This window comes from Streptomyces sp. NRRL WC-3626 (genome assembly GCF_000718785.1).
GTDB lineage: Bacteria > Actinomycetota > Actinomycetes > Streptomycetales > Streptomycetaceae > Streptomyces > Streptomyces edwardsiae.
On sequence record NZ_JOCA01000021.1, the window covers coordinates 92127 to 106395 of the forward strand.

General features: G+C 69.8%; 10 protein-coding genes. 3 read left to right on the forward strand and 7 right to left on the reverse strand.

Annotated elements, in window-relative coordinates; genetic code table 11:
* Window positions 1-117: 117 nt before the first annotated feature.
* The gene (gene arc, locus IF28_RS0127290) at window positions 118-1884 is read right to left on the reverse strand and encodes a proteasome ATPase (protein ID WP_030225377.1); all 1767 of its coding nucleotides are present in this window, start codon (window positions 1882-1884) and stop codon (window positions 118-120) included.
* A 245-nt stretch (window positions 1885-2129) separates the two neighbouring features.
* Here arc and IF28_RS0127295 point away from each other — a divergent pair, with 245 nt between their 5' ends.
* Complete coding sequence (locus IF28_RS0127295; protein ID WP_030225380.1) at window positions 2130-2435, forward strand: ferredoxin; 306 nt, start codon at window positions 2130-2132, stop codon at window positions 2433-2435.
* A 96-nt stretch (window positions 2436-2531) separates the two neighbouring features.
* Here IF28_RS0127295 and IF28_RS0127300 read toward each other — a convergent pair whose 3' ends face one another.
* The 3 genes from IF28_RS0127300 to IF28_RS0127310 all read right to left on the reverse strand — a co-directional run bounded on the left by IF28_RS0127300 (window position 2532) and on the right by IF28_RS0127310 (window position 5710).
* Window positions 2532-3110, reverse strand: coding sequence for a hypothetical protein (locus IF28_RS0127300; RefSeq protein ID WP_030225382.1), 579 nt, complete (start codon window positions 3108-3110; stop codon window positions 2532-2534).
* A 216-nt stretch (window positions 3111-3326) separates the two neighbouring features.
* A complete protein-coding gene (locus IF28_RS0127305; RefSeq protein ID WP_030225384.1) occupies window positions 3327-4229 on the reverse strand; it encodes a tRNA (adenine-N1)-methyltransferase in 903 nt (300 codons plus the stop codon).
* 50 nt (window positions 4230-4279) lie between these two features.
* A complete protein-coding gene (locus IF28_RS0127310; RefSeq protein ID WP_030225387.1) occupies window positions 4280-5710 on the reverse strand; it encodes a site-2 protease family protein in 1431 nt (476 codons plus the stop codon).
* Between the two features lie 207 nt (window positions 5711-5917).
* Here IF28_RS0127310 and IF28_RS0127315 point away from each other — a divergent pair, with 207 nt between their 5' ends.
* Window positions 5918-6847, forward strand: coding sequence for a RecB family exonuclease (locus IF28_RS0127315; RefSeq protein WP_030225390.1), 930 nt, complete (start codon window positions 5918-5920; stop codon window positions 6845-6847).
* Window positions 6848-6861: 14 nt separating this feature from the next.
* The gene (locus IF28_RS0127320) at window positions 6862-7533 is read left to right on the forward strand and encodes a response regulator (protein ID WP_030225393.1); all 672 of its coding nucleotides are present in this window, start codon (window positions 6862-6864) and stop codon (window positions 7531-7533) included.
* Between the two features lie 89 nt (window positions 7534-7622).
* On the opposite strand, the gene IF28_RS0127325 is transcribed toward IF28_RS0127320, so the two are convergent.
* The 3 genes from IF28_RS0127325 to metH form a co-directional block, all read right to left on the reverse strand.
* On the reverse strand, window positions 7623-9230 hold the full coding sequence (locus IF28_RS0127325) for an ABC transporter substrate-binding protein (protein ID WP_030225395.1): 1608 nt from the start codon (window positions 9228-9230) through the stop codon (window positions 7623-7625).
* 445 nt (window positions 9231-9675) lie between these two features.
* Entirely contained in the window at window positions 9676-10377 is a 702-nt protein-coding gene (locus tag IF28_RS0127330; RefSeq protein WP_030225398.1) for an HAD family hydrolase, read from the reverse strand.
* Window positions 10378-10494: 117 nt separating this feature from the next.
* Window positions 10495-14007: a methionine synthase gene (metH, locus tag IF28_RS0127335; protein WP_030225400.1), complete on the reverse strand. Its 3513-nt coding sequence runs from the start codon at window positions 14005-14007 to the stop codon at window positions 10495-10497.
* Between the last annotated feature and the right edge of the window lie 262 nt (window positions 14008-14269).

Sequence of the window (14269 nt, forward strand, 5' to 3'; positions counted from 1 at the left end):
CTAGAACGCCTTTGCGCTGGTGGGGAGATCATTTGCGTCATTGCTGTGCTCCAACGGTGGCCCGAAAAGCAATCGGCTGCGGGTACCCGTCGGGGGCACCCGCAGCCGCCCTGGCTTTTACAGGTACTGACCGGTGTTCGCCACCGTGTCGATGGAGCGTCCGGTGTCCGCGCCCTGCTTTCCGGTGATGAGCGTACGGATGTAAACGATCCGTTCGCCCTTCTTTCCGGAGATGCGGGCCCAGTCGTCCGGGTTGGTGGTGTTGGGCAGGTCCTCGTTCTCCTTGAACTCGTCCACGCAGGCCTGGAGCAGGTGGGAGACGCGGAGGCCCTTCTGGTTCTTTTCCAGGAAGTCCTTGATCGCCATCTTCTTGGCGCGGCCCACGATGTTCTCGATCATGGCGCCGGAATTGAAGTCCTTGAAGTAGAGGACTTCCTTGTCGCCATTGGCGTAGGTGACTTCCAGGAAGCGGTTTTCCTCGGATTCGGCGTACATCTGTTCCACGGCGGTCCGGATCATGCTCTGGACCGTCATGGACCGGTCGCTGCCGTGCTCGGTGAGGTCGTCGCCGTGCAGCGGGAGGCGCTCGGTGAGGTACTTGCCGAAGATGTCCTGGGCGGCCTCGGCGTCGGGACGCTCGATCTTGATCTTCACGTCGAGCCGGCCGGGGCGCAGGATGGCGGGGTCGATCATGTCCTCACGGTTCGAGGCGCCGATCACGACCACGTTCTGCAGGCCCTCCACACCGTCGATCTCGGCGAGCAGCTGGGGGACGATGGTGTTCTCCACGTCCGAGCTGACGCCGGAGCCGCGGGTGCGGAAGAGGGACTCCATCTCGTCGAAGAAGACGATGACGGGGGTGCCCTCGCTGGCCTTCTCCCGGGCCCGCTGGAAGACCAGGCGGATCTGCCGCTCGGTCTCGCCGACGTACTTGTTCAGCAGCTCGGGGCCCTTGATGTTGAGGAAGAAGCTCTTGCCGGCGGCCACGCCGGTGACCTCGGCGACCTTCTTGGCCAGCGAGTTCGCGACGGCCTTGGCGATGAGCGTCTTTCCACATCCGGGAGGCCCGTAGAGCAGCACGCCCTTGGGCGGCCGCAGTTCGTGCTCCTTGAACAGGTCCGGGTAGAGGTACGGCAGCTCGACCGCGTCGCGGATGGCCTCGATCTGGCCGCCGAGGCCGCCGATCTGCTCGTAGCCGATGTCGGGGACTTCCTCGAGGACGAGTTCCTCGACCTCGCTCTTGGGGACGACCTCGTAGACGTAACCCGAGCGGGGCTCCATGAGCAGGGCGTCGCCGGGGCGGATGGTGACGTCCAGCAGCGGCTCGGCGAGCCGCACCACCCGCTCCTCGTCGGTGTGCCCGAGCACGAGGGCCCGCTCGCCGTCCTCGAGGATCTCCTTGAGGGTCACGATGTCGCCGACGCGCTCGAAGGCCATGGCCTCGACCACGTTGAGCGCTTCGTTGAGCATGACTTCCTGGCCGCGCCGGAGCTCGTCGAGCTCGACGCCGGGGCTGACGTTCACCCGCAGTTTGCGGCCGCCGGTGAAGATGTCGGCCGTGCCGTCCTCGTTCGCCGTGAGGAAGACGCCGAAGCCTGCCGGTGGCTGTGCGAGCCGGTCGACCTCCTCCTTGAGGGCCACGATCTGGTCGCGTGCCTCACGGAGTGTGCCCGCGAGTCGTTCGTTCTGGGCGGACACGCCGGCCAGGTTGGTCTGCAGCTCGACGATCCGCTCTTCGAGAATCCTCGTGTGTCGCGGAGAGTCGGCGAGCTTGCGTCGCAGGACGGCGATCTCCTGCTCAAGGTAGGCAATCTGCCCGGCCGGGTCGTCGGACCCGCGTCCTGGGCGGATGCCGCGGTTCATGTCGTCGTCGTGGGCTGCCACGGTCCTCACCTCCTCCAAGGGGAGCTGGACGCTTCCAGACCCTACCTGGGCGGGTGTCGATTGAAACCCCTAGATCACAAAGACGGTCGGGGTGTGTCCGATCTTCACCCTTGCGCTCTCCCTCACGCCAGGGGAATACCCACCGAGGATGATCGGAACCCCGGCGAAGGTAGGGTCGAAGTGTTCAACACCCGTCGGAGCTGGCCGGATTCCCGTCCGGCCCGACACGAGAGACGGCAGGAGAGATGAGCGTGCAGCAGGAGGCCGGTGTCGGCGGCGAGGCCCTTGAGGTCTGGATCGACCAGGACCTGTGTACCGGTGACGGCATCTGCGCCCAGTACGCGCCCGAGGTGTTCGAGCTGGACATCGACGGTCTGGCCTATGTGAAGAGCGCGCAGGACGAGTTGCTGCAGGACAGGGGGGCGACGACGCCGGTCCCGCTGCCGCTGCTCACGGATGTGGTCGACTCGGCGAAGGAGTGTCCGGGCGAGTGCATCCACGTCCGCCGGGTTTCGGACAGCGTCGAGGTGTACGGCCCGGACGCCGGGTGACCGGTTTCGCACGGTGCGTCACGTCTGTCTGATTTCTCACACGCGGCACACGCGCCGTGCGGCGGGACGTGCGCGCCCCGCCGCACGCCCGCGCGGTCAGACGCTCTTCGCCACGGAGGGGGCGGAGCGTACGAACGCGCCGTTCTCCCAGCGCCACTTCACGCTCTCGTGCACATCGGGGCAGCAACTGGGCACATCGGACGCGGAGTAGCCGAAGAGGGTCGTGACGACCTCCCCGTCGTGTACGGCGAAGTCGTCGACGTTGTTGCGGTCCGCGGGGTCGACGAGGGTGGCCACCACGCGCGGTTCGCCGCCGTCCGCGCCCCGGGTGAGGACGTAGACGCCGTCGGGCGGGGTCCCCATCGGGGAGTCGCAGTGGACGACGGCCACCGTCTCCGGGCGGCCGTCGCCGTCGAGGTCGCCGGAAGCCCTCTTCTTCACGACGGTCTTCAGCCGGCCGCAGTCGAGCGGGAAGTCGGCGGCCGCGGGGTCGGGCGGGGCGGTGTGCGCCGGGGCGCTCTTCGTCTGCGGTCCGGGCGGCGGGGCCGCGGTGGCGGCGTCGGGCTGGAGGACCGAGGAGAAGGCCACGACACCGGCGAGGGCCGTGGCCGTGGCGACCCAGTGGATGGGCCGGGTGTGCGTGTGGGCGAGCTCCGGGACAACGGAAGGCTGCACGAGGAGTGTCTCCTGTGAGGGCTGTGCCGGTGGGGGGTGGCCAGCATCGTGCCACACGTCACAGGGAAGAGGGAACGGCGGGGTGCGCGGTACCGGTGCGGGGGACCGGGAGCGCGGGGTGCCGCCGGTTCAACGTGACGGCGCCGTGGCGCAGTTCCCGGTACGGGCCGGGAACTGCGCCACGGCGCCTGTGCGTTGCTGCAAGGACGGACCGCGTCAGCGGGCGGCGCCCGCGTCGGCGTTCGGTCCCGAGTAGTCCTCGCCGTAGGCGCCCTTGGCGGGGCGTCGTCGGCGCATCGGCGGCTCGACCCCGTCGGCGAGGCGGCGGGCGGTGAGCAGGAAGCCGGTGTGGCCGATCATCCGGTGGTCCGGGCGGACGGCCAGGCCCTCGATGTGCCAGTTGCGGATCATCGTCTCCCAGGAGGTCGGCTCGTTGAAGCAGCCGATCTCGCGGATGGACTCCACGGTCCGGGCGAGCTGGGTGGTGGTGGCGACGTAGCAGCAGAGGATGCCGCCGGGGACGAGTGCCTTGGAGACGGCCTCCAGGCACTCCCAGGGGGCGAGCATGTCGAGGATGACCCGGTCGACGTCGCCGTCGGACAGGTTGTCCTGGAGGTCTCCCACGGTGAGCTGCCAGGCGGGGTGCGGGCCGCCGAAGTAGCGCTCGACGTTCTGCCGGGCGATGTCGGCGAAGTCCTCGCGGCGCTCGTAGGAGTGCAGCATGCCCTGGTCGCCGATGGCGCGCAGCAGGAAGCTGCTCAGCGAGCCGGAGCCGACGCCGGCCTCGACGACGCGTGCGCCGGGGAAGATGTCGGCGAAGGCGAGGATCTGCCCCGCGTCCTTCGGGTAGACGACGGCTGCCCCGCGGGGCATGGACAGGACGTAGTCGGGGAGCAGGGGGCGCAGCGCGAGGTAGGCGACGTTCCCGGTGGTGCGGACGACGCTGCCCTCGGGAGCACCGATCAGTTCGTCGTGGGGGAAGGAACCCTTGTGGGTGTGGAAGTTCTTCCCGGCCTCGAGCGTGAACGTGTAGTGGCGGCCCTTGGGGTCGGTCAGCTGAACCTGGTCCCCGACCTTGAAGGGCCCGCGCCTGCGGGCGGCACCGGTCGGTTCGGACATGTGACCAGCCTACCGGTCTCCCGGGGGGCCGCCGACCACGGGCGGACCGGTCAGCTGGGCCTGGCCATGGCCTTCACGAAGGCGCGCTCGACGTCGGCCGCGGACAGGACGCCGTAGATCTCGCCGGTGTCCTCGACCACGAGGTACTCGGTGGCGGGGGTGGCGCGCAGGGCGTCGAGGAGGTCCTCCCCGGCGAGCTCCGCGGGGACGTGCATGCCGTCGGTGATGTCCTGGGCGAGTCCGCCGACCGGTACCCAGGGGCGTCGGTGCTCGGGTACGCCGACGATGGCGGCCTCGCGGACCAGGGAGAGGGGGACGCCGTCGGGGTCGACGACGACGAGGGCGCGGGCGCCCGCCGCGTTGGCGCGGCGCAGGGCCTCGGAGAGGGGGGTGTCCGTCTCGACGGGCACCGCGCGGCGGGTGAGGTTGCGGGCGCGCAGCTCGGGGAGGTGTTCGCGGAGCCGGGCCATGCGCAGGCTGTTGCCGGCGCCGGTCCAGATGATCGCGGCGAGGATGGCGGCGAGCAGGGCGTCCATGACGGTGTCCATGCCCACGTTGTCCACGGCGTCGGAGCCGAGGACGCCGGACTGGGTGAGCAGCGGGAGGCCGATCAGGACGGCGACGGCGAGGGCGCGGCCGACCCAGGCGGCGGCGATGGTGCCGGTCATGGGTTTGCCGCTGATGGCCCAGACGACGGCGCGGAGCATCCGGCCGCCGTCGAGCGGGAGGCCGGGCAGCAGGTTGAAGACGGCCACGATGAGGTTGGAGATCATCAGGCCGGCCAGCAGGACGCCGGGGACGCTGCTGGGGTCGACGGCCAGCAGCGCGAGGTAGAACAGGCCGGACAGGACGAGGGAGAGCAGGGGGCCGACGAAGGCCAGCACGAACTCGCGTCCGGGGGTCTCGGCCTCCTTCTCGATCTCGGAGACGCCGCCGAAGAACTGGAGCTGGATGCGGCGCACCGGGAGTTTGAAGCGGAGGGCGGCGATGGTGTGGGCGAGCTCGTGGACGAGGACGGAGGCGTAGAAGGCGACCGCGAAGAAGAGGGAGACGAGATAGCTGACGGCGCCGAGCTCGGGCAGTACGCGGTCGATCTGTCCGCCGAACACCCAGGTGATGAGGATGGCGACGAGGAACCAGCTGGGCGCCACGTACACGGGCACGCCGAAGGGGCGGCCCATCAGCAGGCCGCCGCGCTGCTTCTCCTGGGGGCGCTGGGGCGGTGGCGTCCGGCCGGTGCCGGAGTGGGCGAGGTGGCGTCCCGTGCCGGTGTCGGCGGGGGGCGGTTTCTCCCGCCCGGCGTCAGGACCGGCATCCGGAACAGGGGGGTCCGGTTCCGCGGCCGGGGGTCGCGGTTCCTCGGGGGCGGCGGGCCGTTCGTCGGTGGGGTGGCCGGGCTCGGCAGGGGGCCGAGTGCCCGTGCGGTCGGGCGACTCGTCGTTGCCGGGCCGCGGCTGTCCGCGCCCGCCGCTTACGTCCACCGGTGTCCCCTCGTTCGCTGCGTCTCCCGCGCCTGCCGGGCGGGAGGGTCTCGTGTCGATGGTATGCGGCCTGTGCCGTGCGTTCCGCCCCGGCACCCTGTCTCTGCTCTCCTTCCCCTTCCCTCTCACCTGTCACCCGCCGGTGTGCGCTCGTGGTGGCGGCCGGTCGCGTACGCGCTGTCGGTGGCGGGCCGTAGGGTCTGGGGCATGGACACGAGCATCGAGGGTGGGGAGCGGGCCGGTGCCGGCCCGGTCGCAGAGGGCGTACGAGCGGACACGGCCACCGCCGTGGCGCCTTCCTCGCTGTCGCCCTCGCGTGCGAGCGACTTCATGCAGTGCCCGCTGCTGTACCGGTTCCGGGTGATCGACAAGCTGCCGGAGAAGCCGAGCGAGGCGGCGACCAGGGGCACGCTGGTGCACGCGGTGCTGGAGCGGCTCTTCGACGCGCCGGCCGCCGACCGGACCGCGCCGCGGGCCAAGTCGCTGATCCCGGGTCAGTGGGACCGGCTGCGGGAGAGCAGGCCGGAGGTCGTGGAGCTGTTCGCCGACGATCCGGAGGGCGAGCGGCTCGCGCGCTGGCTGGCGGAGGCGGAGCGGCTGGTCGAGCGCTGGTTCTCGCTGGAGGATCCGAGCCGGCTGGAGCCCGCCGAGCGGGAGCTGTTCGTCGAGACGGAGCTGGACACCGGGCTGCGGCTGCGCGGCATCATCGACCGGGTGGACGTCGCGCCGACGGGCGAGGTGCGGATCGTCGACTACAAGACGGGTAAGGCGCCCCGGCCGGAGTACGCCGAGGGCGCGCTGTTCCAGATGAAGTTCTACGCCCTGGTGGTGTGGCGGCTGAAGAAGGTGGTCCCGCGCCGGCTGCAGCTGGTGTATCTCGGCAGTGGTGACGTGGTGACGTACGACCCGGTGCTCGCGGATCTGGAGCGGGTGGAGCGCAAGCTGCTCGTGCTGTGGGACGCGATCCGGCTGGCGACCGAGACGGGTGACTGGCGTCCGCGGCCCACCAAGCTGTGCGGCTGGTGCGATCACCGGGCACACTGCCCGGAGTTCGGGGGCACTCCCCCGCCGTATCCGCTGCCGGTGAGGGCGCCCGAGTCCGGCGGGGGCCCGGAGGGCAGAATGGGTGCGGACTAGCGAAGGAGACTTACGTGGCCATCCGCGTCCTACTGGTCGACGACCAGCCGCTGCTGCGTACCGGGTTCCGGATGATTCTGGAGGCCGAGCAGGATCTCGCGGTCGTCGGCGAGGCCGGGGACGGCCTCCAGGCCCTGGACCAGGTGCGGGCGTTGCAGCCCGACGTGGTGCTGATGGACATCCGCATGCCGCGGATGGACGGGGTGGAGGCGACCCGGCAGATCACGGGGCCCGAGCGGGACGGGCCGGCGAAGGTGCTGGTGCTGACGACGTTCGATCTCGACGAGTACGTGGTGGAGGCGCTGAAGGCGGGGGCCAGCGGCTTCCTGCTGAAGGACGCCCCGGCCCATGAGCTGGTACAGGCGATCCGTGTGGTGGCCGCCGGGGAGGCGATGCTCGCGCCGAGCATCACGCGCCGGCTGCTGGACAAATACGCCACGCATCTGCCGTCCGGCGACGAGCCGGTGCCCAACACCCTGCACACGCTGACCGAGCGTGAGGTCGAGGTGCTGAAACTGGTGGCGCGCGGGCTGTCGAACGCGGAGATCGCCGCGGATCTGTTCGTCAGCGAGACCACGGTCAAGACGCACGTGGGCCATGTGCTGACCAAACTGGGGCTGCGCGACCGGGTGCAGGCCGCGGTGTACGCCTATGAGAGCGGGCTGGTGCGTCCCGGCGCGCAGTAGTGCGGCCCGGCCGTCGAACGACGAGGGCGCCCTCCCCACCGGGAGGGCGCCCTCGTCGTGTCGCCACGGTGTCGGCTCAGAGGCCGGGGTCAGCCGCTGACGCCCCGTCCGAGCTCCCAGAGCTGGAGCGTGGAGGACGAGTTGAGCGCGTAGGCGGTGCCGGTGATGCCGTCGCGGGCGGCGACGTACTGCTTGCCCTGCCACAGCGGGAGCACCGGGACGTCGGTGGCGACGATGTTCTGGATCTCCGTGAGGCTGTCGGAGGCGGACAGCCGGTCGGCCTGGCGGCGCGACTCGGGGATCAGTTCCTTGATGATCTCGGTGTTGGCGTAGGGCGAGCTGAGGAAGTTGTCCTTGTCCAGGAAGGGGGCCGTGAAGGCGTCCGCGTCCGGGAAGTCGGGGAACCAGCCCATGCCGTAGACGTCGTACTTCTCGTTCTGAGCGGCCGTCTTGTACTTGTTCCAGGTCTCGCTCTTGATGTCGGTCTCGAACAGACCGCTGTCGTTGAGCTGCTTGCTCAGCTGCTCGAACTCCGTCTTGGCGGCGGGGCCGTAGTGGTCGTGCGTGTAGTGCAGGGTCAGCTTCACCGGGAGGCTGACGCCGGCTTCCTCCATCAGGTCGCGGGCCTTGGACACGCTCGGGTCGCCGTACTTGTTGAAGAACGCGTTGGAGTGACCGGTGACGCCGGCGGGGACGAGCGAGAACAGCGGCTGGGCCTGGGAGCCGTAGACGGTGCCGACCAGCTCGCTGCGGTTGATGAGCTGGGCCATCGCCTGGCGGACGGCCTTGTCCTTCACCGTGGGGGCCTCGGTGTTGAAGGCCAGGTAGCGGATCTCGAGACCGGGCGACTCGACCAGCTCGATCTCGTCGTCGGTGGAGGTGCCGAGCTCCTGGATCTGCTCCGGTGACATGGTGCGGGTCATGAGGTCGATGTCGCCCTTGTCCAGCGCGTCGCCCATGTCGTCGGCACTGTCGAAGGAGACCATCTCGACCTTGTCGTTGTTCACCTCCAGAGCGCCCTTGTAGGAGGGGTTCTTGGTGAAGGTGGCACTGACCATCGTGCCGTCCTCGACCTTGCTCTTCAGCGTGTACGGGCCGGAGGCGTCGATCTCGAAGCCCTCGCGCAGCTTGTTCTTCTCGTAGTCGTCCGGGTTGACGATGCCGGCAACCGGAGTGGACAGCTTGTACGGGAAGGTCGCGTCGGCGCTCTTGAGGTGGAAGATCACCTCGCGGTCGCCCTGCGTCTCGACGGTGTCGATGGTGGACAGCAGCGCGAACACGCCACTGTCGCCCTTGATGTCGAGGGCGCGCTCGATGGAGAACTTCACGTCCTCCGCGGTGATCCCGTCGCCGTTCGAGAACTTCAGGCCGTCGCGCAGGGTGCAGCTGTAGCGCTCGTTGCCGGCGTCGGTGAATCCGCAGGACTCGGCGGCCTCGGGCACCGGCTCACCGTCACCGCGGGGCTGGACCATCAGGGTCTGCACGGTCTGCCGCAGGATGTTCCAGGTACCGACGTCGTAGGCCCAGGCCGGGTCGAGGGGCGCGGGGCCGTCCTCCTTGGATGCGGTGAACCGGTCCGTGGTGCCCACGACGATCGCGTCGCCGTCTCCGCTCCCGCCCTCGGTGTCGCCGCAGGCGGCGAGCACCGGCGCGAGCAGGCCCATCGCGGCCGCCAGCACCAAAGTCTTGCGGTTCATGCTCGAGTTTCTCCAGGACTGTCGACTCCGTGTATCCGGCATGCGGGGGTTGTCGCGGCGGACCACAGGATGGGGGCGAGGTTCTCGCGATGACATTAGTCCGCGCCCGCAGGACGGTTCGCAGCCGCCGGAGTTGAGGGCTCATCACGCAGTGAGACCGGGTGTGAACGCACCGGTAAAGGCGACCGGGGCACGATTGGTGCAGCTTCTTATGAATCGGGACACAAGGGCGCACCGCCGACTACCGAAAGGGGGCGGAAGGCACATGCAGACATCGTTGTCGACCCCCCTTCATGTGGTGAACCTCACATGTGAAAACGTGCTCGGCGGCACGGGAATGCGGCCGCCGGCGACGCGTCGAATTCTTTCGGGGGCGTACACCCGGGAGTCTCCGGGACCGGATCGCGGGAATTCCGGCGGTAACACCGCTGCGCTGGGTGAACGCCTAGCGCATTTCCGTCATCACACCGTGCAGGAATGACAGGTCCACGACTTCCAGGGACGGGACGACCGTCCGCCGGGCGGCCGGAGTGATCGGGCCCACGGAGGGCACGGCGACGACACGGCAGCCCGCCGCCTCGGCGGCGGCGACACCGGTCACGGTGTCCTCGACGACGGCGCAGCGCACCGGGTCGACACCGAGTCCCGCGGCGGCCGCGAGATAGGGGTCGGGGAACGGCTTGGTGCGTGGCACCTCGTCGCCGGCGACCGACAGTGCGAAGTGCTGGGGGCCCAGCGTGGTCAGCACCCGGTCGATGATCCGCCGGTGGGAGGCGGAGACGAGCGCCGTGGGGATCTCGTACTCGGACAGTTCGGCGAGCAGCCGCGCGGCGCCCGGCATCAGCGGCAGGGCGAGGTCGATACGGTCCTCGAAACCGTCGTTGAGCAGGACCGTGAGTTCGGCGAGGCCGATGTCGGCGCCGGTGGCCTCGATGAGGAAGCCCGCGCTGCGGGTCATGGGGCCGCCGACCACGACATGGCGCCAGGAGTCGTCGAGGGTGTGGCCGAGGGAGGCGAAGACCTCGACCTCGACGTCCCACCAGAAGCCCTCGGTGTCGACCAGGGTGCCGTCCATGTCGAGGAGCACTGCCTGCAGGGCCGACCCCTCGGCCGTCCGGGTTCCGAGCGCGGGAACCGTACTGGTCATCCGCGTACCTCCTTCACAGGGACGATCAGGCCGGTTCCCACGAGGGGAACCGGCCTGCGGTGGACCGACCAGTGTACGTCGTGCGGGACGCGAACGCCCGGTGTGGCGCCCGCGGCCTCAGCGGGCGTTGAAGTACTTGGCCTCCGGGTGGTGGATGACGATGGCGTCCGTGGACTGCTCGGGGTGCAGCTGGAACTCCTCGGACAGCTGGACGCCGATGCGCTCGGGTTCGAGCAGGGCGGCGATCTTGGCGCGGTCCTCCAGGTCGGGGCAGGCACCGTAGCCGAGGGAGAAGCGGGCGCCCCGGTACTTCAGGGCGAACATGTCCTCCATCGCGGCCGGGTCCTCGGCCGCGAAGCCGAGTTCGGAGCGCACCCGGGCGTGCCAGTACTCGGCGAGGGCCTCCGCCAGCTGTACGGAGAGTCCGTGCAGCTCCAGGTAGTCGCGGTAGGCGTTGGCCTCGAACATCCGGGCGGTCTCCTCGCCGATGCGGGAGCCGACCGTGACGACCTGGAGACCGACGACGTCCCTCTCACCGGACTCCTCCGGGCGGAAGAAGTCCGCCAGGCACAGCCGGCGGCCGCGGCGCTGGCGCGGGAAGGTGAAGCGGGTGCGCTCGTTGCCCTGCTCGTCCAGGATGATCAGGTCGTCGTCCTTGGAGACGCACGGGAAGTAGCCGTACACCACGGCGGCCTCCAGCAGGTTCTCCGTCTGCAGCCGGTCGAGCAGTCCGCGCAGTCGGGGGCGGCCCTCGGTCTCGGCCAGTTCCTCGTACGTCGGTCCGTCGCCGGTGCGGGCCTGCTTGAGGCCCCACTGGCCCTTGAAGAGGGCGCCCTCGTCGAGCCAGCTCGCGTACTCCTTGAGCTGGATGCCCTTGACCACGCGGGTGCCCCTGAAGGGCGGGGTGGGGACGGGGTTGTCGGTGGCGACGTCGGAGCGGACGTGCCCCTCCTCGGGGCGCTCCTCGATCTCCACGGTGGCCGCGCGGACCCGGCGCTGGCGCAGTTCGGGCAGCTGGGCGCCGGGCACTCCGCGCTTGATGCCGATGAGGGCGTCCATCAGGCGCAGGCCCTCGAAGGCGTCGCGGGCGTAGCGGACCTCGCCCTGGTAGATCTCGTGCAGGTCCTGCTCGACGTAGGCGCGGGTGAGGGCGGCACCGCCGAGGATCACCGGATAGTCGGTGGCGAGGCCGCGCTGGTTGAGCTCCTCCAGGTTCTCCTTCATGATCACCGTGGACTTCACCAGCAGTCCGGACATGCCGATGACGTCGGCCTTGTGCTCGTCGGCGGCGTCCAGGATCGCGGAGACCGGCTGCTTGATGCCCAGGTTGACGACGTTGTAGCCGTTGTTGGTCAGGATGATGTCGACGAGGTTCTTGCCGATGTCGTGCACGTCGCCGCGCACGGTCGCGAGCACGATGGTGCCCTTGCCGGCCTCGTCCGTCTTCTCCATGTGCGGCTCGAGATGGGCCACGGCGGTCTTCATGACCTCGGCGGACTGGAGGACGAACGGCAGCTGCATCTGGCCGGAGCCGAAGAGCTCGCCGACGACCTTCATGCCGTCCAGGAGGGTGTCGTTGACGATGGCGAGGGCGGGCCGCTCCCGGAGGGCGTCGTCGAGGTCCTGTTCCAGGCCGTTCTTCTCGCCGTCGATGATGCGCCGCTTCAGCCGCTCCTCCAGCGGCAGCGCGGCCAGTTCCTCGGCCTTGCCGGCCTTGAGGGACTTGGCGGTGGCGCCCTCGAAGAGCTGCATCAGCTTCTGCAGCGGGTCGTAGCCCTCGGCGCGGCGGTCGTGGATGAGGTCGAGGGCGGTGCGGACCTCCTCCTCGCTGAAGCGCGCGATGGGCAGGATCTTCGACGCGTGGACGATCGCCGAGTCCAGGCCGGCCCTGACGCACTCGTCGAGGAAGACCGAGTTCAGCAGGATGCGGGCGGCCGGGTTGAGGCCGAAGGAGATGTTCGACAGGCCGAGGGTGGTCTGCACCCGCGGGTGGCGTTCCTTCAGCAGCCGGATGCCCTCGATGGTGGCCAGGCCGTCCTTGCGGGACTCCTCCTGGCCGGTGCAGATGGTGAAGGTCAGACAGTCGACGAGGATGTCCTCCTCACGGATGCCCCAGTTGCCGGTGAGGTCGTCGATCAGCCGTTCGGCGATCTCGACCTTCTTCTCGGCGGTACGGGCCTGGCCCTCCTCGTCGATGGTGAGCGCGATCAGCGCGGCACCGTGCTCCTGGGCCAGCCGGGTGACGCGGGCGAAGCGGGACTCGGGGCCGGCGCCGTCCTCGTAGTTCACCGAGTTGATGACCGCACGGCCGCCGAGCTTCTCCAGACCGGCCCGGATGACGTCGACCTCGGTGGAGTCAAGGACGATGGGAAGGGTGGAGGCGGTGGCGAAGCGGCCGGCCAGTTCCTTCATGTCGGCGACGCCGTCGCGGCCCACGTAGTCCACGCACAGGTCGAGCATGTGCGCGCCCTCGCGGATCTGCTCGCGGGCCAGCTCCACGCAGTTGTCCCAGCGGCCTTCGAGCATGGCCTCGCGGAACTTCTTCGACCCGTTGGCGTTCGTCCGCTCGCCGATCGCCAGGTAGGCGGTGTCCTGACGGAAGGGGACGCTCTGGTACAGGGAGGCGGCGCCGGGCTCCGGGCGCGGGTCGCGGCCGGCCGGGGCGAGGCCCTGCACGCGTTCCACGAGCTGCCGCAGGTGCTCGGGCGTCGTACCGCAGCAGCCGCCCACCAGGGAGAGGCCGTAGTCGCGGACGAAGTTCTCCTGGGCGTCGGCGAGCTCTCCCGGGGAGAGCGGGTAGCGGGCGCCGTCCTTGGTGAGTTCCGGCAGGCCGGCGTTGGGCATGCAGGACAGCTGGACGCGGGAGTGGCGGGCCAGGTGGCGCAGGTGTTCGCTCATCTCGGCCGGGCCGGTGGCGCAGTTCAGGCCGATCATGTCGATGCCCAGCGGTTCCAGCGCGGTGAGCGCGGCACCGATCTCGGAGCCCAGCAGCATGGTGCCGGTGGTCTCGACGGTGACCGACACGATCAGCGGGACCTCGAACCCGGCGGTCTCCATCGCGCGGCGGGCGGCGATGACGGAGGCCTTGGTCTGCAGCAGGTCCTGGGTCGTCTCCACCAGGAGCGCGTCCGCGCCGCCCGCGAGGAGACCTTCGGCGTTCTGCTGATAGGCGTCGCGGATGACGCCGAAGGAGGTGTGGCCGAGGGTGGGCAGCTTGGTGCCGGGGCCCATCGAGCCCAGGACCCAGCGGGGGCGGCCGTCCCGCGCGGTGAACCCGTCGGCGGCCTCGCGGGCGATGCGCGCGCCGGCCTCGGACAGTTCGGTGACGCGCTCGGGGATGTCGTACTCGCCCAGCGCGGTGAGGTTGGCGCCGAAGGTGTTGGTCTCGACGCAGTCGACTCCGGCGTCGAAGTACGCGGAGTGGACCGAACGGACGATGTCCGGGCGCGTCAGGTTCAGGATCTCGTTGCAGCCCTCGAGGTTCTCGAAGTCCTCGAGCGTGGGGTCCTGTGCCTGGAGCATGGTGCCCATCGCTCCGTCGGCGACCACCACGCGGGTGGCGAGCGCCTCACGGAGGGCGGACACACGGGTCCGGCTGTCGGCGGAAGGGGTCAGCGGCGACGAGGCCATGTACGGGGCTCCCTAGATGCGACGGCTGTCGGCTTTGCGGCTGCCCGGGATCCCCTCACGGAGCGTCCCCGGCTGGGCGCACCTCGCCAGGGTATCCGGGACCACGCCCTGATGTTCAGGGCGTCCACGGGGCGGACGATGATGGCCGGTGTCCGACGTTCGGAGTACGGGTCGGGGAACCGATCACGTCCGATCGTTGGCGGGAGGTCGCCATCGACCGGTAGTGTTCGGCATTGCCGAACAGTGGCAGCGGCGCGTCGCG

Excerpts from the sequence above, each read along its gene's own strand:
- IF28_RS0127295 (WP_030225380.1), top strand. The coding sequence starts at position 2,130 with ATGAGCGTGCAGCAGGAGGCCGGTGTCGGCGGCGAGGCCCTTGAGGTC.
- IF28_RS0127305 (WP_030225384.1), bottom strand. The coding sequence starts at position 4,229 with ATGTCCGAACCGACCGGTGCCGCCCGCAGGCGCGGGCCCTTCAAGGTC.
- IF28_RS0127315 (WP_030225390.1), top strand. The coding sequence starts at position 5,918 with ATGGACACGAGCATCGAGGGTGGGGAGCGGGCCGGTGCCGGCCCGGTC.
- IF28_RS0127325 (WP_030225395.1), bottom strand. The coding sequence starts at position 9,230 with ATGAACCGCAAGACTTTGGTGCTGGCGGCCGCGATGGGCCTGCTCGCG.
- IF28_RS0127330 (WP_030225398.1), bottom strand. The coding sequence starts at position 10,377 with ATGACCAGTACGGTTCCCGCGCTCGGAACCCGGACGGCCGAGGGGTCG.
- metH (WP_030225400.1), bottom strand. The coding sequence starts at position 14,007 with ATGGCCTCGTCGCCGCTGACCCCTTCCGCCGACAGCCGGACCCGTGTG.